General features: G+C 45.4%; 16 protein-coding genes. 9 read left to right on the forward strand and 7 right to left on the reverse strand.

Annotated features, from left to right (window positions below):
* Window positions 1–399: 399 nt before the first annotated feature.
* The 4 genes from nirB (at window position 400) to cobA (ending at window position 5,280) form a co-directional block, all read left to right on the forward strand.
* Window positions 400–2,970 carry a nitrite reductase large subunit NirB gene (gene nirB / locus J4N42_RS06665; protein WP_252030642.1) on the forward strand — a complete coding sequence of 857 codons (2,571 nt, stop codon included), beginning with the start codon at window positions 400–402 and terminating at the stop codon, window positions 2,968–2,970.
* A 15-nt stretch (window positions 2,971–2,985) separates the two neighbouring features.
* On the forward strand, window positions 2,986–3,309 hold the full coding sequence (nirD, locus tag J4N42_RS06670) for a nitrite reductase small subunit NirD (protein ID WP_252030643.1): 324 nt from the start codon (window positions 2,986–2,988) through the stop codon (window positions 3,307–3,309).
* Window positions 3,310–3,409: 100 nt separating this feature from the next.
* A complete protein-coding gene (locus J4N42_RS06675) occupies window positions 3,410–4,276 on the forward strand; it encodes a formate/nitrite transporter family protein (RefSeq protein ID WP_252030644.1) in 867 nt (288 codons plus the stop codon).
* 230 nt (window positions 4,277–4,506) lie between these two features.
* Complete coding sequence (cobA, locus tag J4N42_RS06680) at window positions 4,507–5,280, forward strand: uroporphyrinogen-III C-methyltransferase (RefSeq protein ID WP_252030645.1); 774 nt, start codon at window positions 4,507–4,509, stop codon at window positions 5,278–5,280.
* Between the two features lie 69 nt (window positions 5,281–5,349).
* On the opposite strand, the gene J4N42_RS06685 is transcribed toward cobA, so the two are convergent.
* The 7 genes from J4N42_RS06685 to J4N42_RS06715 all read right to left on the reverse strand — a co-directional run bounded on the left by J4N42_RS06685 (window position 5,350) and on the right by J4N42_RS06715 (window position 14,237).
* Window positions 5,350–6,027: a 3-oxoacid CoA-transferase subunit B gene (locus J4N42_RS06685; RefSeq protein ID WP_252030646.1), complete on the reverse strand. Its 678-nt coding sequence runs from the start codon at window positions 6,025–6,027 to the stop codon at window positions 5,350–5,352.
* The gene (locus tag J4N42_RS06690; protein WP_252030647.1) at window positions 6,027–6,680 is read right to left on the reverse strand and encodes a CoA transferase subunit A; all 654 of its coding nucleotides are present in this window, start codon (window positions 6,678–6,680) and stop codon (window positions 6,027–6,029) included. The genes J4N42_RS06685 and J4N42_RS06690 overlap by 1 nt, the downstream gene beginning before the upstream one ends.
* Before the next feature lie 3 nt (window positions 6,681–6,683).
* On the reverse strand, window positions 6,684–7,898 hold the full coding sequence (locus J4N42_RS06695; protein WP_252030649.1) for an acetyl-CoA C-acetyltransferase: 1,215 nt from the start codon (window positions 7,896–7,898) through the stop codon (window positions 6,684–6,686).
* Between the two features lie 176 nt (window positions 7,899–8,074).
* Window positions 8,075–8,959 (reverse strand): LysR family transcriptional regulator, encoded by an 885-nt coding sequence (locus J4N42_RS06700; RefSeq protein ID WP_252030650.1) that lies wholly within the window; start codon window positions 8,957–8,959, stop codon window positions 8,075–8,077.
* Window positions 8,960–9,148: 189 nt separating this feature from the next.
* The gene (locus tag J4N42_RS06705; protein WP_252030651.1) at window positions 9,149–12,760 is read right to left on the reverse strand and encodes a response regulator; all 3,612 of its coding nucleotides are present in this window, start codon (window positions 12,758–12,760) and stop codon (window positions 9,149–9,151) included.
* Between the two features lie 15 nt (window positions 12,761–12,775).
* Entirely contained in the window at window positions 12,776–13,813 is a 1,038-nt protein-coding gene (locus J4N42_RS06710) for a response regulator (protein ID WP_252030652.1), read from the reverse strand.
* A gap of 196 nt (window positions 13,814–14,009) precedes the next feature.
* A complete protein-coding gene (locus J4N42_RS06715) occupies window positions 14,010–14,237 on the reverse strand; it encodes a hypothetical protein (protein ID WP_252030653.1) in 228 nt (75 codons plus the stop codon).
* 433 nt (window positions 14,238–14,670) lie between these two features.
* On the opposite strand from J4N42_RS06715, the gene J4N42_RS06720 reads away from it, so the two are divergent.
* The 5 genes from J4N42_RS06720 to J4N42_RS06740 all read left to right on the forward strand — a co-directional run bounded on the left by J4N42_RS06720 (window position 14,671) and on the right by J4N42_RS06740 (window position 19,767).
* Window positions 14,671–16,287, forward strand: coding sequence for an ATP-binding protein (locus J4N42_RS06720; RefSeq protein WP_252030794.1), 1,617 nt, complete (start codon window positions 14,671–14,673; stop codon window positions 16,285–16,287).
* Window positions 16,284–16,970, forward strand: a complete 687-nt coding sequence (locus tag J4N42_RS06725; RefSeq protein ID WP_252030654.1) for a response regulator — start codon at window positions 16,284–16,286, stop codon at window positions 16,968–16,970. The genes J4N42_RS06720 and J4N42_RS06725 overlap by 4 nt, the downstream gene beginning before the upstream one ends.
* A 137-nt stretch (window positions 16,971–17,107) precedes the next feature.
* Window positions 17,108–17,872: a substrate-binding periplasmic protein gene (locus J4N42_RS06730; RefSeq protein ID WP_252030655.1), complete on the forward strand. Its 765-nt coding sequence runs from the start codon at window positions 17,108–17,110 to the stop codon at window positions 17,870–17,872.
* A gap of 17 nt (window positions 17,873–17,889) precedes the next feature.
* Window positions 17,890–18,864 carry a chemotaxis protein gene (locus J4N42_RS06735; RefSeq protein WP_252030656.1) on the forward strand — a complete coding sequence of 325 codons (975 nt, stop codon included), beginning with the start codon at window positions 17,890–17,892 and terminating at the stop codon, window positions 18,862–18,864.
* A gap of 111 nt (window positions 18,865–18,975) precedes the next feature.
* Complete coding sequence (locus J4N42_RS06740; RefSeq protein ID WP_252030658.1) at window positions 18,976–19,767, forward strand: hypothetical protein; 792 nt, start codon at window positions 18,976–18,978, stop codon at window positions 19,765–19,767.
* Window positions 19,768–19,781 lie beyond the last annotated feature (14 nt).

Raw genomic sequence — 19,781 nt, forward strand, 5'->3', positions numbered from 1 at the left:
AAAGTAAACGTAATGATTTGAGATGCATTTTTAGCGCCAGATTGAGTAATAAACAAACAGTGTTGCGACATGCTTCACCGTAAGCGGTTTATCAGCATTAATGAAAGATTGTGAAGATTAAATTTAAAAACTTTCTTTCCGATATGTAATAAAAGCACACAAAACGTATGTGTATTTCTAGTTGGAAAAAGCGCATTGATAACCATTACCATCAATATTTGTTGAATTCGTGTTATTTAGTACACCTTTTGAGCTATCCATCTACCCCTTTGGGGTAGTTCAAGTTCGTAATTGATTTACATCATGTATTCATTTTCTTTCACATTTGAAAATGGCGTCAGTTAAGCAACGTTTCCTTACGGAAACGGTTGCTAAGAAAAATAACCGTCAGGAATTCCTATGAGCAATTTGAAGCTAGTCGTTATTGGTAATGGTATGGTAGGCCATCGCTATATCGAAGATTTAGTCGAAAAAGCCGATGTATCTAATATGGATATCACGGTCTTTTGTGAAGAACCTCGAGTCGCGTACGATCGTGTCCATCTTTCTTCTTACTTCTCTCATCATACTGCTGATGAACTGTCTCTAGTTAAAGAAGGTTTCTACGAGAAACACGGTATTAATATTCTAATCGGTGAACGTGCGATTAATATTAACCGTGAGAAACAGACTGTTTACTCGAGCACAGGTCGTGAAATCCAATACGACAAGCTAATCCTTGCCACTGGTTCTTACCCATTTGTCCCACCAATTAAAGGTAACGAAAGCAAAGACTGCTTTGTTTACCGTACCATCGAAGACCTAAAGTCGATTGAAGCTACGGCGAAGAAAAGTAAAAGCGGTGTTGTTATCGGCGGTGGCTTGCTTGGCTTAGAAGCGGCGGGTGCGCTTAAAGCTTTAGGTGTGGAGACTCACGTTGTAGAGTTTGCACCAAAGCTGATGGCAGAGCAGTTAGACCAAGCGGGTGGTGATCAACTTCGTCAGAAGATTGAGCGCATGGGTGTTAAGGTTCACACCAGCAAAAACACGCTGGAAATTGTTCCAGAAGGTGAAAGCGCTCGTAACGTAATGCGATTTGCTGACGGTACGGAACTAGAAACTGACTTTATCGTTTTCTCGGCGGGTATTCGCCCTCAAGATAAGCTAGCGCGCCAGATGGGCCTAGGTATTGCACCTCGTGGTGGCATCGAGATTAACGACTTCTGTCAAACTACCGATGAAAACATTTATGCAGTCGGTGAGTGTGCTTCTTGGAATCGTACGTTCTACGGCTTAGTCGCGCCAGGTTACAAAATGGCAACGGTTGCAGTTGATCATCTTGTTGGTAACGAGAGTAAGTTTGAAGGCGCTGATATGTCAGCGAAGTTAAAACTACTGGGCGTTAAAGTTGGCTCAATTGGTGACGCAAACGGTCGTACACCTGGTTGTAAGAGCTACGTTTATCAAAACGAAGAGCAAGAAGTCTACAAGCGCTTGATTGTTTCTGAAGACAACAAGAAGCTTCTGGGCGCAGTAATGGTTGGCGATACGTCAGATTATGGCGATTTACTTCAGCTGATGCTCAATGAAATCGAATTGCCAGAACACCCAGACACATTGATCCTTCCTGCTCACGCTGGTGCAGAAAAGCCAACATTGGGCGCGGATTCACTGCCAGAATCAGCGGTTATCTGTTCATGCTTTGATGTAACGAAAGGCAAAATTGCTGAAGCGGTAGCTCAAGGTCACCACACTATTGGCGACATTAAAGCCGTAACAGGTGCGGGTACCGGTTGTGGTGGTTGTATCCCATTGGTGACATCAGTACTTAATGCCGAGCTTGCAAAAGCGGGTGTTGAAGTGAAAAACGATGTGTGTGAGCACTTTGCATACTCTCGCCAAGAACTGTTCCACTTGATTCGTATTGAAGAAATCAAAACATTCGAAGAGTTACTAGAGAAGCACGGTAAAGGTTATGGCTGTGAAGTCTGTAAACCACTTGCTGGTTCAATCTTAGCGTCTTGCTGGGGTGAGCACATTCTAAAACCTGAGTTGGTTAAGCTGCACGATACCAACGACAACTTCCTAGGTAACATGCAAAAAGACGGGACTTACTCTGTAATCCCTCGTATGGCGGGTGGTGAAGTGACTCCTCAAGCACTGAGCGTATTGGCTGATGTTGCGGCAGAATACAACCTTTACACGAAAGTGACGGGTGCTCAGCGTATTGGTTTATTCGGTGCTCAAAAAGACGACCTTCCAGAGATTTGGAAGAAGCTGATTGCTGCGGGTTATGAAACAGGCCAAGCGTACGCAAAAGCACTTCGTATGGCGAAGACATGTGTTGGCTCAACTTGGTGTCGCTACGGCGTTCAAGACTCAGTGGGTCTTGGTGTGATGATCGAAAACCGTTACAAAGGTATTCGTACTCCTCATAAGATGAAGTTTGGTGTATCTGGTTGTACTCGTGAATGTGCGGAAGCACAGGGTAAAGACTTGGGTATCATCGCTACCGACGCAGGCTGGAACATGTACGTGTGTGGTAATGGTGGTATGAAGCCGCGCCACGCTGACTTGCTTGCGACTGACTTAGACCAAGAAACGCTGATCAAATACATTGACCGTTTCATGATGTTCTACATTCGTACGGCTGCGCCACTACAACGCACGTCAGTTTGGATGGAAAACCTAGAAGGTGGTGTTGATTACCTGCGTGAAGTCATTATCGACAACAAGCTAGGCATCAACGAACAGCTAGAAGCAGATGTAGCGAAGCTGGTTGAAGAGTACCGTTGTGAGTGGACTGACACTATAAACGACGAAGCACAGCTAAAACGTTTTGCTCACTTCGTTAACTCTGAAAAGCGTGATGACAATGTCGTGTTTGTTCAGGAGCGTGCTCAGCACCGTCCTGCAACATACATGGAAAAACACTCAGACGATATTGCTTTGAAAAACCAAGGCGACATCATCCACGTAGAAACGGTTTAATAGGGAGTCGACATCATGGCATTTACCAAAGTATGCAAAATTGAAGACATCATCCCGGGTACTGGCGTGTGTGCGCTGGTGGACGGAGAGCAAGTCGCAGTGTTTCGCCCCTCTCAAGCTGAAGAAGTGTTAGCGATCAGCAATACTGACCCATTCTTCCAATCAAACGTACTATCTCGTGGTTTGATTGTGGAACATCAAGGTGAGCTGTGGGTGGCAAGCCCGCTTAAAAAGCAACGTTTCAACTTGAGCACGGGTGTTTGTATGGAAGACGAACAGTTTAGCGTTAAAGCCTACAAGGCCCGCGTAAGCAAAGGCTCGGTAGAAATCGCTGCGTAATAAGATTTGATAGTTCAAGGGTTCTAGCTTCCTTAATGCTAGAGCCTTTCCCTATCCGATTTTAACTTTTAATTTTTAAACTTTTAGTAAGGACGCATTTATGTCTGCTTTAAAACCTGTTGAATTTGTTCAAACCATGATTGATGTTGGTGAGGCCAAAACCAAAACCAGCACTCGTGATCTCATATTACGCGGCACAATGGCAGGTATCATCCTATCTCTAGCGGTTGTTGTAGCGATTACTACCATTGTTCAAACGGGTATCGGCATTGTTGGTGCTTTGGTATTCCCTGTCGGTTTCGTTATTCTGAGCTTGATGGGTTATGACCTAGTAACTGGTGTATTTGGTCTAGCGCCGCTGGCTAAATTTGAAAACCGTCCAGGTATCACTTGGGGCCGTATCTTCCGTTGTTGGGGACTTGTGGGATTAGGTAACCTAATTGGTTCACTGATTGTCGCTTTCTTAGTCGCCGTTTCACTAACGGGTAACTTTTCTCTAGAACCAAGCGCAGTGGTTAACAAGTTCATCGCGGTTTCAACGGCACGTACAGTTGGTTTTGAAAACATGGGCATGGACGGCTGGATTACGTGTTTCGTACGCGGCATTTTCTGTAACCTAATGGTGTGTCTAGGCGTTATCGGTAATATGACGGCTCGCACTGTATCAGGCAAAGTAGCGGCGATGTGGTTACCTATCTTTATCTTCTTCGCTCTAGTGTTTGAGCACACTGTAGTAAACATGTTCCTATTCCCACTAGGCATGATTTTGGGTGCTGACTTCGGTATTGCAACTTGGTTGAACTTCAACCTAATCCCAACCATCCTTGGTAACATTGTTGGTGGTCTACTATTTACTTGTATCCCGCTTTACCTAACACACGCAAAAACTGCACCTTCTATTGATAGTGAAGTGCTAAGCAACCAAGCTGAAGAAGCAAACGCAGAACCAGCTCTTGCAACCAAGTAAGGTTCATCTTACTTACCCAAGATAGATTAAGCCTCAAGTGACCGCTTGGGGCTTTTTAGTTTGGATTCCACGCAGATAGATCGTTTTGTTATAAATATTTCTTTCTTAATCAGAATTAAGTGTGAAATCCTGATAATCTAAACCAGCAGTCAGGGCAGGGTTTCTTTGAAAGCCTTGCGCTAGAAATAATTGAAGATTCGGAAGGTATCGAATCGTATTCGGAGCATAGCATGTCAGAAGTGTCGCAATCGGACGTTCAAAGAGCGGAAAAAGGATTTGTATCTTTGGTTGGAGCGGGGCCGGGTGATCCGGATTTATTGACCGTAAAAGGTGCTCGCATTATTCAACAAGCTGATGTTGTTGTTTATGACCGTTTGGTCTCGAAAGATATCTTAGCGTTGGCAAATGAAAACGCTGAAATGATATACGTTGGTAAAAAGCTCGATTTTCACTTTGTCCCACAAGATAAGATCAACCAACTACTGGTCGACAAAGCGAAAGAGGGCAAACATGTTGCACGCTTAAAAGGCGGTGACCCGTTTATATTTGGTCGTGGTGGAGAAGAGTTAGAAGAGCTCGCTGAAAATGGTGTTCGTTTTGAAGTCGTACCGGGCATTACAGCAGCAGCGGGTGCTACCGCATATGCAGGCATTCCACTGACTCATCGTTCCCATGCTCAGAGTGTTCAATTTATCACTGGGCATTTACAAAAAGATGGTCAGCAAATCGAGTGGCCGTCATTAGCTCAATCGAACAACACCCTTGTGTTTTATATGGGACTGAAGCAGTGCCCAGTGATCACTGAAAACTTGATGAAGCATGGCCTATCGCCAGATATCTCGTGTGCCATCATCGAGAAGGGTACTCGAGCTGAACAGCGCGTTTTTACCGGTGCACTGAGTGAGTTGCCGTCTCTAGCTGAGCAAGCAATCAGCCCAGCCTTGATTGTTGTGGGCAGTGTGACGTCTCTGCATGAGAAATTAGATTGGTTCAAACCGCAATAGGCGCTAGCTCGCTGGTGACTTGAACAGAAAAGAGGAGCTTAGTGCTCCTCTTTTTGATCCCGCTGGTGGTTAGCCTGGAATCGGCATCGGAATCAAGTTTGAAGATACGATAAGGTTCGCTTCGGTATGTGACTGAACGTCTTCAACAGAAAACTCAGGGGCAAGCTCTATAAGCTCCATCCCTAGTTCAGTGATTCTGAAGACCCCCATTTCAGTAACAATCAAGTTGACTTGCCCAGTTGCCGTGAGTGGCAGAGTGCAATGCTTTAGCAACTTCGCTTTCCCTTTCGCAGTGTGCTCCATTGCTACAATGACTTTCTTTGCCCCAACGACTAAATCCATGGCACCACCCATACCGGGCACCATTTTCCCGGGTATGATCCAGTTGGCAAGATTCCCCTGTTGGTCCACCTCCAGCGCTCCAAGTACAGTAGTGTCTACATGTCCACCGCGAATAATGGCAAACGAGTCTGCACTATCAAAATAACAAGAGCCCTGTATTGCAGTAATGCTTTGGCCGCCAGCGTTGACTAGATCAGTGTCTGAGTCTTCTTCACTGGCGAGCTTATCGATGCCGAGCAAGCCGTTTTCAGCTTGCAGTAGTAGCTCAATATTCGAATCCACTTCATTTGCTACTAACGTTGGTAACCCAATACCGAGATTAACAATGTCGCCATCTTTCATTTCTTTCGCAACACGCCAAGCGATCCTGCGACGAATCACGTCTTTATCGAGTTGTATTGTCATTACTGATTCTCCATAAAGATGTAATCTACATATAGGCTAGGGGTGTGCACTGCTTCAGGCATGATGTCGCCAAGCTCGACGATCTGTTCAGGTTCTACGATGACAATGTCAGCTGCTGTGGCCATTAACGGGTTAAAGTTTCGGGTGGTTTTGCTGTAGAAAATATTGCCTCGTTGGTCGACTTTAGAACCTCGAATTAACGCTAAATCGGCTTTTAGCGGCTCTTCGAGTAGGTAAGGTTTACCGCCTACTTCAACGACTCGCTTGTTCTCTGCGACTACCGTGCCCAATCCTGTTGGGGTCAACACGCCTCCTAATCCTGCACCAGCGCTACGAATACGTTCTGCGAGCGTGCCTTGAGGAACCAGCTCGACGCTCAGTGTTCCTTCGTTCATCTGTTTGCCGGTTTCTGGGTTAGTCCCAATATGCGAAGCATACAGCTTGGTTACTCGCTTTTCGGCAATAAGTCGGCTCGATCCACGCCCCGGAGAGCCGGTATCGGTTGTGATTAGAGTGATGTCTTTAATATCGTTTTTGATCAATAAGTCGATCAGGCGTTCGGGCGCTCCGTTAGCCATAAAACCACCAATCATAATGGTCATTCCATCGCGTAGTCGTTGCGAAATTTGTTCCGATGTCGCTGCTTTGTTCATGATTTAAACTCCCTGACAGCGCTTTAAAATTAAAGCTGTGCCCATACCGCCGCCGATACACAGCGATGCTAAGCCGTAGTTTTTGGCTGTACGTCGCAGTTGATAAACTAAGGTTGTAACGATTCGGTTGCCGGAGGCGCCAATAGGGTGGCCAAGTGCAATAGCGCCGCCACTAAGGTTAGTTCGATTCAGTAACCAATCGGGGGCGACTTGGTGCTGTTCAGAGAGAGAATGAACGACACCCAGCGCTTGCGCAGCAAAGGCTTCGTTCAGTTCGAACACTTCGATGTCTTTTAGAGATAGTTTTGCTTTAGTCAGTGTATTCTCGATAGCGGGGACAGGGCCTAACCCCATGAGCTCTGGGGAAATAGCGCCTTGGCTATATTCTACCACCTCTGCAAGAGGGGCTAGGTTGTAGCGCTTGACGGCGCTTTCTGATGCGAGCAATACCGCCGATGCACCATCGTTGATTCCGGACGAGTTACCTGCTGTCACACTACCTTGCTGATCAAATGCAGGCCGAAGTGCTTGCAGGCCTTCAATGGAACAATCGGCTTTTGGGTACTCGTCTACCTTCATATCATATTGATGCTTTCTATCTTCAACTGTTATAGGGGCAATTTCAGCATCAAAGTGACCATTTTCAATTGCAGCAATTGCCTTTTGCTGACTATTCAGTGCGAAGGTATCCTGGCTTTGGCGAGAGATTTGAAACTTTTTTGCGATGTTTTCGGCCGTAACCCCCATAGGGTAACCGTGAAAGGCGTCGGTTAGGCCGTCTTTGAGGATGCTATCTTCTTGAGTCTGATGACCTAGGCGGTAGCCACGACGAATTTCGCCACTCGAGACAAAAGCGGCGTTCGACATACTTTCCATACCGCAGGTCATGATCACTTCTGCATCACCAGCACGGATATGGCTTGCTGCGTCCAAGATAGCTTTCATACCACTGCCACAAATCATGTTGAGGGTATACGCTGGCACAGACTCGGGGATAGCTGCTTTCAGTGCCGCTTGGCGCCCAGGGCCCATTCCAATGCCAGCGGTGAGCACACTGCCGACGATCACTTCGTCAATAATCTCGGGGTTTATGTTGGCTTGCTGCAATGTTGCCTTCATCGCGTGAGCGCCTAATTCAATGCTGGAGAGTGGGGCTAAAGAGCCATTGAATTTTCCAATCGGTGTGCGCTTCGCTGCGACAATGTAGATGCGTTCCATAACCTTGTTTACTCCGTAATCGTGGTACAAGGTTCAGTGTAAAAAGTGCAATGAAATTGTTATATAGCGAAGATTTCAAACCCGCTTTGCAAAAATGCAAAGCGGTGGTGAGAGAGCGTTCAGGGTAAAGTCTTTAAAGTAAGGTTCTTGTAGATAAGAGGGTTTATCAGAGGAAGCTAGCCATGCAATAAAAACTCTTTGAACTTAATTGCGACTGGAGACGCTTTTTGAGGTGCGTGGTAATAAAGGTTCAAGCTCCAAAGGCTAGTTTCGTACTCGTTAAGTAGGGTGATGAGGTCACCTTTGGCAACGGCTTCTTCGACCACAAACTGGGGAAGGTAGGCAATTCCAGCGCCTTTTAGTGCGCCGCTTAAGAGAAGATCGCTGTCATTCACTTCGATGGTTTTAGGCACTTTCAAAATCAGGTTTTCTTCCGTTTGCCTGAATATCCAATCGTTGCTGCCCGTTAACGTTGTGGCCACGAGACAAGCATGGTTTTGTAGCTCTTCTGGCTTAGTTGGTGTGCCATGCAGGCTGAGATATTGAGGGGAAGCGACGACGGTAAATGGACAGTTCATCAACTCACGTTTAACCAACATGAGATCTTTTTCGCGGTAGCCTTGGAAATGCGCGTTGGCACTAATCATTACGTCGCTGCTACTTGCATGGTCGAGCGCCCAAGGCGTGACATTAATATTGAAGGTGACTTTGGGATTGCGCTTGGAATACTCTGCCAACTTATCCATTAAGTAATGATTGGCGTACACAGGCGTGCAAGCAATGTTTATCTGACCCTTTTCGCTGTCTTGAAAGTCTTCCAACTGACGGCTGATACGCTCCGCGCTATCGACTAATGGGGAGAACTCCTCATACAAGGTTTGTCCTGCCTGCGTCGCTTCGAGTAAGCGGTTGGAGCGATGACATAATGTTGTGCCGAAGTGCTGTTCCAGCTCTTGTAACCAGCGGCTACCAGCAGACACCGATACGTTGAACTTGCGTGCCGCGGAGGAGATAGAGCCATAACGGATTACATATACAAAGAAGGCCATCTTATCGAGCATGGGTTATCTCCGGAGTTAAAGGTCGTTTTCACTGCTGTTGAGAACAATAAGTGCAAGGTCATTTTATACACGTCGCTTGAACTCACTGCCAGCGAAGGCCTAGCAATATGAGAGGCTAGAACAAGTGGCAAAAAATTTGGGGAGCCTTTATAGCTCCCCTAAACGTATCTCGCTTATCAGTAGTCAGGACTATGAAGCTTTATTGAGAATTTCAAGGCCTGAATCAAAGTCAAACTCCTCCAGTGCATTGGTGAGCTGAACAAATTCGCCATTGTTTAACCCTATCACCGAACCAGACTTTAATTCGCCCAATATGGATAGTGCTTGAGTGTCATTTTGTTCAATGGCTTCTCTAAGTGCGGTAACAATCGAAAGGTCTATGCCTTGGTCTGAGTTATCTTCCGTTTGCTCTGTAAGCGGGGTAATCGCTTCGGCTATCCGCTTGGTGAGAGCCTCTAGTTGTTGAGTTACTGTAGCGATAAGTTTTTCGTCTGATGGGGTAGCCTCCAAGCTAACACATAACTCATGTAGCTCAGTTGCCCCAATGTTACCTGTCACGCCCTTGAGCGTATGCACGTAGCGTGTGGATTCCTCTGAGCTTACGTCGTCACTTGATTTTATATTTCGCACCACATTTTCACCGTCAGAGTAGGCGGCTACAAAACGATTAAGCAGTTTGAGATACAGCTGCGAGTTTTGGTTGGCTCGAGTTAATCCGAGTTTGATATCCAGACCTTCTACTTTAAGCGCGGCCTCTATGTTCGGGATATCATTGTGTCGGGTTTGTTGTTGGCTAACGGTTGAAACCGGGGCGGATGGTGTTATCCATTTTGCCAAGGTACTGAACATAGAACCCACATCGATTGGCTTGGCGATTATGTCGTTCATACCAGCTTCTTTGGCTTTGGTCTTATCTCGCTCCATTACATTAGCGGTCATCGCGATAATAGGGATTTTCTTATCATCGAGCTTGGTACGAATGAACTCGGTTGCTTCATAGCCATCCATAATCGGCATTTGGCAATCCATTAAAATGCCGTCAAAGTCTTGTGCTTTATACATATCAATGGCTTGTTGGCCGTTCTCAGCAATCGTGACTTTAATCTGTTGACCTTCGAGTAGCTCCGTTGCCAGCTCTTGGTTAATTTCATTGTCTTCAACTAATAGCAAATGAGAGCCAGCAAGTTGCTGAACGTTAGCTAGTTGCGTTTGTTCTTCGATATCACTTCGGCTAACACGGCCACTTTCGATGCCATAGAGGCTAACGATGGCATCAAATAAGTGTGACGATGTCACAGGCTTATCGAGAATACTCGTGGTCGGCAAGTTGCGCAGTGCCAGTGCTTCAGCCAATTCTTCGCGACCATACGCGGTAAGCATAAGGATGTTTGGCTGCTTGTCTGTGAATTCTGTCTGGATGGTTTCGACCAGATCGATACCGTCTTTACCCGGCATTTGCCAATCAGAAATGACCAGACCATAAGGTTCTGAATCCAATGCTTGCGTCAGTTCTTGCATTGCTTCATCAACACTTGGAACCGCATGGCATTGGAAGTTTAGTGATTCAAGAATGTCGTTGACGATGATACGGGCACTAGCGTTGTCATCCACCACAAGGATTTTAAGATTCCCGAGCGAAGTTGGGACTTTGATAGTTTCTTGCGTCAGAGCTTGGCTCACTTGGAGTTGGGTAGTAAACGTAAACGTAGAACCTTTTCCTTGCTCTGTTTCCACTGAAATGGTTCCACCCATCAGTTGACACAGCTCTTTACTGATAGCTAAGCCTAAACCAGTCCCACCGTATTTGCGGGTAGTGGAGGTATCCGCCTGAGTGAATTTACTAAACAGCTTAGCGGCTTGTTCTTGAGTCATCCCGATGCCGCTGTCAGAAACTGCGAACTTCAGGGTGATGTTATCTCCGTCCCGTTGTTCTACAGCGATAGAAATTTTCACTTCGCCTTTCTCTGTGAATTTCACCGCGTTATTGGCGAGGTTAATTAAGATTTGACCTAAGCGAAGAGGGTCGCCGACGAGGGTAGTGGGCACGTCGCGTTCGATGTGAATGAGTAATTCTAATCCTCGCTCCGAAGCACGCAGACCGACTAAGTTAGAGATGTTGTCGAGAACGTTCTCTAAATGGAAATCTACGGCTTCAATATCCAGCTTACCGGCTTCGATCTTAGAAAAATCTAGGATGTCATTGATGAGGCCAAGCAGCGAATCAGCCGAGAGCTTAACTTTGTGAATATAGTTTCGTTGTGCGCGAGACAGATCTGTTTTCAACGCTAAGTAACTCATACCAATGATCGCGTTCATTGGTGTGCGAATTTCGTGGCTCATATTAGCCAAGAAGTCCGATTTAGCTTGGTTGGCAGAATCAGCTTCATCTCTAGCAATTTCTAGCTTATCGGCAAAGCGTTCTAGCGCCGAGTGGGATTTATTTGCCAGCAAGCCGAGTAATAGTAAGGTGGCTAAGAACGTAACACCGCCAATGGCTAGGTACGTGGTGATGCTGCCAGAAGATTCGACCACACTTAATTGTGTTTGGTAGGTAGGTAAAATGAGTGAATCTAGCTGCTGATAAACGCTGTCTAGCTTCGCCAATTGAGTATTGGTATCTTCGCGTTGGCTGATTAGGTTTTCAAATAATGCTAGGTACTGTGATGTATTGTTTTCAATGTCTTGTAAAGTGGTCGCACCCACATCGTCGTGAGTTTGATTTCCCAAACTAGCGGTAAGTTTTAACACATAGTTTAGATAGCCGATCACTTCTTGAGAGTATTGGCGTTGGCTAGTCGCGGTCAGTGATAAGGAGTAATCTCGGTCGGCCTGTTGAGCGTCGCTGATGAGAGATTGAATCGACAATAGGTTGGCGCTAAATGCGAGCTGGTTACTGATCTCTACTTGTTTATCGGATACGTTGCGTTGGTATTGATCCAGTAGTTCATGTTGATATTCACGCAGTGCACTTGCTGAGCGGTTAAATTCTGCACCAGCCCTGTCGACGTGGCCGAACATGGTCGCTTTCATTTTATCATCCATGCTGCGAATACCACGCAGCGACACTAACGATGTCAAATAGCGGTTTTTGGCGTTGATGACTAGCGCCATTTTTTGTTGGCTTACAGGGTCAGTGAGTAGTGGCTGTAGTTCTTCGACGAGTTGCTCTGCTTTGTGCAGTTCGAACTGAATTTGACCGTAATCGTTCAAGTCGTTACTGAGCAAGAAAGCTTTCTCGTGATACTGTACGTTAGCGATTTGGCTAACCAGCTTTTGAGAAAGTAGGGTGTGCTCCGAGCTTTGAGTGACTTTACCGCGCAAGGTACTGACCTCAGCCATTTGTTGCTCAGTATGTGTTTCGTAATGCTGACGCATTTTTTCGATTGCGTCAGAAGCAAGTTCACCGTTAGCCGTTATCTCTAAGCGACTGTCTGCCTGCGCACGGTCTAACTCAATGTATTGAGAAAACTGCTGCTGGTATTGGTCGATCAGGTTAAGGATTTCTTCATCCATCCCTTGCTCAACGACTACACTAGCAGCTTGACGCGTTTTTTCTAACGTATCGAATGTCTGTTTCGCAATGGTAGGGTCCGAGAGCCGAACGTAACTTTGTTCATGGATCTTAACTTCATCGAGAGACGAAATTAGCTGCGCATTATTGGCATAATAATCCACAGCATCGAAGCGTTGGTTTAGGTTATACCAGCCTATGCTTCCAGCAATGACCAGCAGTACCGAGGCTAATATAAAGCCCGTTAAAATACGTTTCGAGTCCCACGCGTAATCTTGAGTCTGGTTCATTAAAAACCTCGATAGTTAAAACTTATCCTGGAAAGAGTCTCTTATTACCAATAGCTCATCGAGCTTATCGATGAAAATCGGCACTAAATTCGGGTCAAAATGTTTTCCGGCTTCTTCTTGAATCAGCCCGATTGCTTTTTCAATAGGCCATGCTTTTTTGTAAGGACGTTCACTAGTCAGTGCATCGAAAACATCGGCAATGGCGACAATTCGAGCACTAAGTGGAATGGCTTCGCCTGAAAGGCCGTGAGGGTAACCGCTACCGTCCCATTTTTCATGGTGATAGAGCGCGATTTCTTGTGCCATCTGAAGTAACAGAGAGTCGCTGTCACCGATGATGTCACCACCGATTTTTACGTGCTGTTGCATGACTTCCCACTCGTCGCCATCGAGTTTGCCAGGTTTACCGAGAATATTGTCGGGTATACCAATCTTCCCAATGTCATGCATCGGAGCAGCCTGATAGACCAGCTCTACCCAGCGTTTGCTGACATCGAGTTGTTGGGCAAGGATTTTGGCATAGTGACTCATGCGAATGACGTGCATGCCGGTTTCGTTATCTTTGTACTCGGCGGCGCGACCTAGGCGCTGGATGATTTCCAAACGGCTTTGTTCGAGCTGCTCAGTACGCTGTTGAACTTTGATAGACAGATCTAGGTTTTGGTCGTACAGCGCGATGTGTGTGCGAACACGTGCTTTCACAATCGGCGGGCTAATGGGTTTGGTGATGTAATCCACTGCACCCATTTCAAAGCCTTTTTGCTCATCAACGACTTCTGCTTTAGCGGTGACGAAAATAATCGGTATATCCGCGGTGAAAGGGCTAGATTTCAATTGTTCACAGACTTCATAACCATCCATTTCAGGCATCATGATATCTAATAGAATGAGGTGAGGTTTTGGAGTGCTATTTGCAATTTTAAGTGCACGAGCACCACTGGTCGCGGCTTTAATGGTGAAATCATCAGACAATATGCCTGAAAGGGTGTGTATGTTGTCTGGAATATCATCCACGACTAGTACTATCGGCTTAGCTTGATTTTCGTTGTTCATCGACTGCTCAATCCTTTGAAGCAATAGCTTTGTTTTATAGAATAGTTAGCAATTATAGTAATTTGTGTTGAATGTTAACAAATATTTAATTGATGAGAGGTCTGTTTACTTAGTAGTGCGTGGATCTTGACAATGGAGCGTTCTAGGAAAGGATAAAACGAAGGCATTAAAAAACCAGCCTAGGGCTGGTTTTTCGTTATTTCTGCAGCGATTGGCAACTAAACTCCGCACGCCACAACAATGTTTGGCCATCCTGCATGGTACTGAGTAACTCTCGACCGGACATTTGTGGATAGGCTTGCATGACTTTCACATCTTCACTTTGCTCGATAGTCTCGTAAGCTCTGACGTGAGTAAAAGTCGTTGTAAGATTGCGCGACAGCATGGATTTAGAAAGGCAAATCCCAAAAGTATCCCTTTGCATGGTGTATCCCTCTAGCATTGTCGTTCCTCGATATGAGTGAACGTACTGGCGTTACCGACAACGTATTAGGTTTTGTTTTAGGTCGTTGTTCGTAGGTTGCTCCCTTTGGCTGATTAAACATTATACGCCGATGTATAGGGCTTGTATAAAAAACAAACTAAATTTGATGTGATGAAGATCATATATGCAACTGTATTCTTTGCTGATGTTTCTTGATGATTTTGGTTGTGGATTAACCGCCTGCTTACGCTTTATCCATGCTATTCAGCAATATAGTGATTTCTTTAAATATTCTTCACAGATATCAGGTGCTTCTTTCGCATGAATACTGATTAAGTGTTAATTTTGTCAGAAGTAGTGTCCGCCACAACATTCACTGGAAGAATCACGGCGATGAAAGGAATCGATTAAAAGCAAATCAATGAAAGAACGTATGCAATGGAAAAACATCAGCTTTCGTAAACGGATGCTGATCATAATGACGCTTTCAGGCTTGATAGAACTGTTGCTTTTGGTCGCAGCAGGCTTTGTTTACATCAAGCATGCTCAAGAAGAAGAGATGGGGCTAAAAGCCTTAGGCGTCGCTACTTTCCTTGCAGATTCTCCTTATGTTCAGGAGTTAATAGAAGAGCGCAATATTGCCCCCCAACAACGCTTTCGCAATGTGACGGAAATGATTGGTGCCGCTTTCATTGTTATTGGTGACAAGAATGGTATCCGTTTGGTTCACCCGCTAGATGAGCGGATTGGTAAGCCGATGAAAGGTGGAGACAACCAACGCGCCTTAGTGAAGGGGGAATCTTATGTGTCTTTCGCCCAAGGCTCTTTAGGTTATTCCGTTCGTGGTAAGACTGCTGTTTTCAATGACAAAGGTGAGATCATTGGTGTTGTGTCGGTTGGCTATTTAGTTGAGCGCCTTCAAGACAAAGTCGAACCTTTCTTAGCCTTCTTATTATTTATGGCGCTACTGGTGGTAGCAGCCAATGCCATTATCTCTAGTTATGCTTCTCGTCGTTTTCAGAAAGCTATTCTTGGCTTTGAACCTGAAGAAATAGGCCGTTTGTACGTTGAGCTCGACGTAACCATGAGCACGTTAAAAGAAGGGATCTTGAGTATTGATGGCGAAGGACGACTGCGTTCTATAAACAAAAGTGCTTGCGACATACTTAATATTGACAAGAATTCAGCGCTAAACCAACCGCTGAGTAAAGTGATCCCAGAGAGCGATTTAGCGACAGTCTTAGTGACTGGCTCAACCGACCAAGACATCGACCTTTACCTAAACAAGCAGCGACTTATTGCCAACCGGAGCCCGATTATTGTAGAGGGTAAAATTGTCGGCGCCGTATCGAGTTTCCGCTTGAGAGATGAAATCAATGAGCTCACCGAGCAGCTTTCCCAAACCAAAGCCTATGCTGAAATGCTACGTTCGCAAACGCATGAGCACAGAAACAAGCTGAACACCATTAGCGGTATGGTTCAGATGGGCGAGCTGGAATCTGTCCAGCGACTCATTGGCCAAGAAACGGCACATTATCAATCACTGATTGAATTCTTACGTGAAACCGTAAAAGAGCCACTAATAGCGGGCATGTTGTTAGGGAAAACTGAACGTGCGCGAGAGCTGGGTTTAGAACTCATCGTTGAGGAAGGCTCGCGCTTGGAGGAACTTCCACAGCGAATTAACGCAGACGATGTAGTGACGATTCTAGGCAACTTAATAGATAACGCATTTGATGCCACGATGTCGGCAATTAAAGCAGAGCAACATTTTGCTTCGGAACGGCGCATGGTCGAAGTGTCGATTAGTGATTACGGCAACGAAATGATTTTAGAAGTAAGCGATCAAGGGGTGGGGCTACCAGAGCAAATTGCCCCTGAACGATTAATTGAAAAAGGGATTTCGAGTAAAGCCGCCAACAATCGTGGCGTAGGGTTATATTTAATTAATCAGCTTGCAACTCGTTATCACGGCCAGTTAGAGATGACGGAAAATAAGGAATTTGGTACCAGAATGACGGTATACCTACCCAAGGAAGAACAAATATGAGTGCGATGACTCGAGTAATGATTATTGAAGATGATTTGGCTATCGCAGAGCTGCATCATCGCTATCTTACTCAGATGGGTGGTTTTGAAGTCATTGGCATTGCCACATCAAGAGCTGAAGCAGAGATGCAATTGGAGGTGTTAAAACCTCAATTGGTGTTACTAGACGTGTATTTGCCCGACGGGACAGGCCTAGACATTTTGCAAAAAGTACGTGGCAGTAACCAAGGCTGCGATGTGATTCTAATCACCGCTGCGCGTGATGTCGAAACCTTACAACAGGCTATGCGCGGAGGCGTTGTCGATTACCTGCTAAAGCCTGTGATGTTCCCTCGTCTAGAAGCGGCACTGAAGAAATATCAAGCACAGCAGCAGGAGCTTGATAACGTAGCGGATTTAGATCAAGGCCTGGTGGATAAAATGCTGCAAGCCTCTAATTCGCAAGACAACAGCGCCAAACGGTTACCAAAAGGCATCGATAGCGTAACACTGGATAAGATCCGAGCTCTATTTTGCGAGCCTGTGAGCCTGACAGCCGATGAGGCTGGAGAGAGTATCGGTGCGAGTAGAACAACCGCGCGCCGGTATTTGGAGTATTTGATCAGCTCTGGTGAGCTGGAGGCAGACTTAAATTATGGAACTGTAGGTCGGCCTGAAAGAAGCTATAAAAAGATCAGTCGATAACCACGTATAGTAGGCGTATTCAAGCCCTTCAAACCGAACTAGGGCAAAGTTGAAAATCCCGCTGTGACTGGCTAGACGCCAGCCGTATCGCTACCTACCTTTAATGATAGATGTATAAATAGTCATTAGGGGGTTCTATGCGTACGTCGTCTGTATTGATCATGCTTTTTGCGCTGCTTTTAAGTGGTCAAAGCATAGCTAAACAACTGAATGAACTTACATATTTAACAGAGGAGTACCCTCCGTATAATTTTACCGAGGGAGCTAAAGTAAAAGGGATTGCGGTCGACTTATTACTAGCGGCGTCAAAAGAAAGCGGTAACGCAATCAACATTGACGATATTCATGTGCAGCCATGGGCGCGAGCTTATCGTTCGACCTTAATCAAGCTAGACACAGTGCTGTTTTCAACCACTCGTACTCAACTGCGAGAGCATTTGTTTCAATGGGTTGGCCCGCTTAGTACCACCCGTATAGTGGTGATGGCGAAAAACAGCACGGGTATCACCATTGATGAACCACGTGATTTGATTAAGTACCGTATAGGTGTCATTCGTGACGATGTGGGTGAGCAACTGTTACTGGAGCTTGGTGTCCCGAGAGATTCCATGCAGGAAAGCTCCTACGCCAAGACGTTAGCAGAACAACTTCAAAAAGAGCGCATTGATTTGTGGGCTTATGAAGAGAACGTTGCAAAATGGTGGATATTGCAAACAGGCTATAATCCAGATGAGTTTTCGCCTGTATTCGTTTTGCAGGAAGGTGAATTGTATTACGCTTTCAATAAAGATATCGACAGAGCACTCATAGATGAGTTGCAACAAGCTATAGATAAAGTAAAAATCACGGAAGATGATAACGGCGTAAGCCAATATCAAGCTATCGTAAACAAATATAAATAATACGAAGATGTATCAGCATGAGTCATTCTAGCAGCACAATTTTGACAGAGAGCGGCACTAACGAGCTCGAAATCATAGAGTTTCACCTGGTAAAACACTTACCAGACGGTAGTACCAAAACCTGTTACTACGGGATCAACGTTGCCAAAGTACGTGAAGTGATTCAAGTACCTGAAACGACGGATTACCCGAATGCACAACCTCACATGATTGGGGTTTTCTCGTCTCGAGATATTCTAACGCCATTAGTAGACCTAGGCGGTTGGTTGGGTGTACCAACAAGCAAAGAGTTAGACAGGAAGTTTGTCATCGTGACCGACTTCAACCGTATGACGAATGGCTTCTTGATAGATAGCATTAGCCGTATCCACCGTATTTCTTGGAATGACGTGGAATCACCAAGTCAATTTTTAGAGGCTGGTGAGCAAGATTGTGTCGTGGCTGTGGTACGTAAAGATGGCAACCTGATTATGATCCTCGACTTCGAGAAGATCATCGCTGACATCAACCCAGAACTGAGTATGGAAAAATACGATGTGAAAGGGGACAGAACCGTTGACTTGAACCAGCAAATGGTCACCAAGCGTAATGCGAAAACCATTATCGTTGTCGATGACTCTGCCTTTATCCGCAGTTTGATTCAAGACACTCTGACTTCAGCGGGTTACAACGTTATTGCGTGTAAAGATGGTGGTGAAGGGCATGACAAGCTGATGGAAATTGCAGAATATGCGAAAGCCGAAAGTTTGCCGGTGCACGAATTGGTGAATGCCGTAGTCACTGACGTTGAAATGCCGCGTATGGATGGCATGCACTTATTGAAGCGTTTACGTGAAAGCGATGCATATCAGACCACACCAATTGTTATGTTTTCCTCTCTTATGAGTGATGACAACAGATCGAAAGCATTAGCACTCGGTGCGAATGACACCATTACTAAACCAGAAATTGGTAAATTGGTTTCGATGATGGATAAATACGTATTCAACTAATACAAAGCACCATAGCGAACAACGCCACCCACATGGGTGGCGTTTTCGTTTCTAGCGCAAACCGAAACAGCAACTATATTTTTAAATGGGATAGCTAAAACGGGAGCTACTATGAGGTGGCTGGTATTGTTCTCATGTTTGCTTGTAAGTGTCGCTTGGGCGAAGCCTGCGTCAATCACACTGACCTTAGCGTCACAACAAGACAATGGTCATATGTATTACCACGAATTGCTTAAAGAAGCTCTGGCTGCGAATGGGATTGAACTGATTATCGAAACACCAGCGGAGCACATCCCGCAGAAGCGCGTGGTAAAAATGGTTCAAAACAATCAGTTGTCTTTAACTTGGTTGATTGAAACCAAACAGCGTAATCGCCAGTTTATTCCAATTAATGTCACGTTAACCAATGGCCTGATTGGACAACGCGTTTTATTAATACCAGACGGTGCTCAAGAGCTATTTGATGAAATAGAAACGTTAGAGCAACTAAAGGCCTCGGGTTTAGTCGCAGGGCTAGGCAAAGAGTGGTTCGATGTGGATGTTTGGCGTCATAACGGGTTAGGTGCTTACCTTCAAGATGGTGAATGGCGCGAACTGTATGCCAAATTGAGTGAGGATGGGGAAGTGAATTACTTCCCAAGAGGGTTTACAGAAATCTATTCAGAGGCACGTATTTACAGCCATTTAGAAATAGAAAAGCGTTTGCTGCTTGTATACGAACGAGACTTTAAGTTCTATCTCAGCCGTGAAGCAGCAATGCATAAACCGATGATTCAAGCGGCACTTAAAAAGGCGAAAAAAACGGGGTTGATGGACCGATTGATTAAAAAATATTGGTACGACTCATTTATCAAACTCGATCCGGATAATAGAACCGTTATCTTTTTGGACCTGCCTGATTAGTACGACTAACGAAT

This window comes from Vibrio sp. SCSIO 43135, assembly GCF_023716665.1.
In the GTDB taxonomy this organism is placed as follows: Bacteria; Pseudomonadota; Gammaproteobacteria; order Enterobacterales; family Vibrionaceae; genus Vibrio; species Vibrio paucivorans.

Excerpts from the sequence above, each read along its gene's own strand:
- cobA (WP_252030645.1), top strand. The coding sequence starts at position 4,507 with ATGTCAGAAGTGTCGCAATCGGACGTTCAAAGAGCGGAAAAAGGATTT.
- J4N42_RS06730 (WP_252030655.1), top strand. The coding sequence starts at position 17,108 with ATGCGTACGTCGTCTGTATTGATCATGCTTTTTGCGCTGCTTTTAAGT.
- J4N42_RS06690 (WP_252030647.1), bottom strand. The coding sequence starts at position 6,680 with ATGAACAAAGCAGCGACATCGGAACAAATTTCGCAACGACTACGCGAT.
- J4N42_RS06725 (WP_252030654.1), top strand. The coding sequence starts at position 16,284 with ATGAGTGCGATGACTCGAGTAATGATTATTGAAGATGATTTGGCTATC.
- J4N42_RS06735 (WP_252030656.1), top strand. The coding sequence starts at position 17,890 with ATGAGTCATTCTAGCAGCACAATTTTGACAGAGAGCGGCACTAACGAG.
- J4N42_RS06710 (WP_252030652.1), bottom strand. The coding sequence starts at position 13,813 with ATGAACAACGAAAATCAAGCTAAGCCGATAGTACTAGTCGTGGATGAT.
- nirB (WP_252030642.1), top strand. The coding sequence starts at position 400 with ATGAGCAATTTGAAGCTAGTCGTTATTGGTAATGGTATGGTAGGCCAT.
- J4N42_RS06695 (WP_252030649.1), bottom strand. The coding sequence starts at position 7,898 with ATGGAACGCATCTACATTGTCGCAGCGAAGCGCACACCGATTGGAAAA.
- J4N42_RS06740 (WP_252030658.1), top strand. The coding sequence starts at position 18,976 with ATGAGGTGGCTGGTATTGTTCTCATGTTTGCTTGTAAGTGTCGCTTGG.
- J4N42_RS06675 (WP_252030644.1), top strand. The coding sequence starts at position 3,410 with ATGTCTGCTTTAAAACCTGTTGAATTTGTTCAAACCATGATTGATGTT.
- J4N42_RS06685 (WP_252030646.1), bottom strand. The coding sequence starts at position 6,027 with ATGACAATACAACTCGATAAAGACGTGATTCGTCGCAGGATCGCTTGG.
- nirD (WP_252030643.1), top strand. The coding sequence starts at position 2,986 with ATGGCATTTACCAAAGTATGCAAAATTGAAGACATCATCCCGGGTACT.
- J4N42_RS06705 (WP_252030651.1), bottom strand. The coding sequence starts at position 12,760 with ATGAACCAGACTCAAGATTACGCGTGGGACTCGAAACGTATTTTAACG.
- J4N42_RS06715 (WP_252030653.1), bottom strand. The coding sequence starts at position 14,237 with ATGCAAAGGGATACTTTTGGGATTTGCCTTTCTAAATCCATGCTGTCG.
- J4N42_RS06700 (WP_252030650.1), bottom strand. The coding sequence starts at position 8,959 with ATGCTCGATAAGATGGCCTTCTTTGTATATGTAATCCGTTATGGCTCT.
- J4N42_RS06720 (WP_252030794.1), top strand. The coding sequence starts at position 14,671 with ATGCAATGGAAAAACATCAGCTTTCGTAAACGGATGCTGATCATAATG.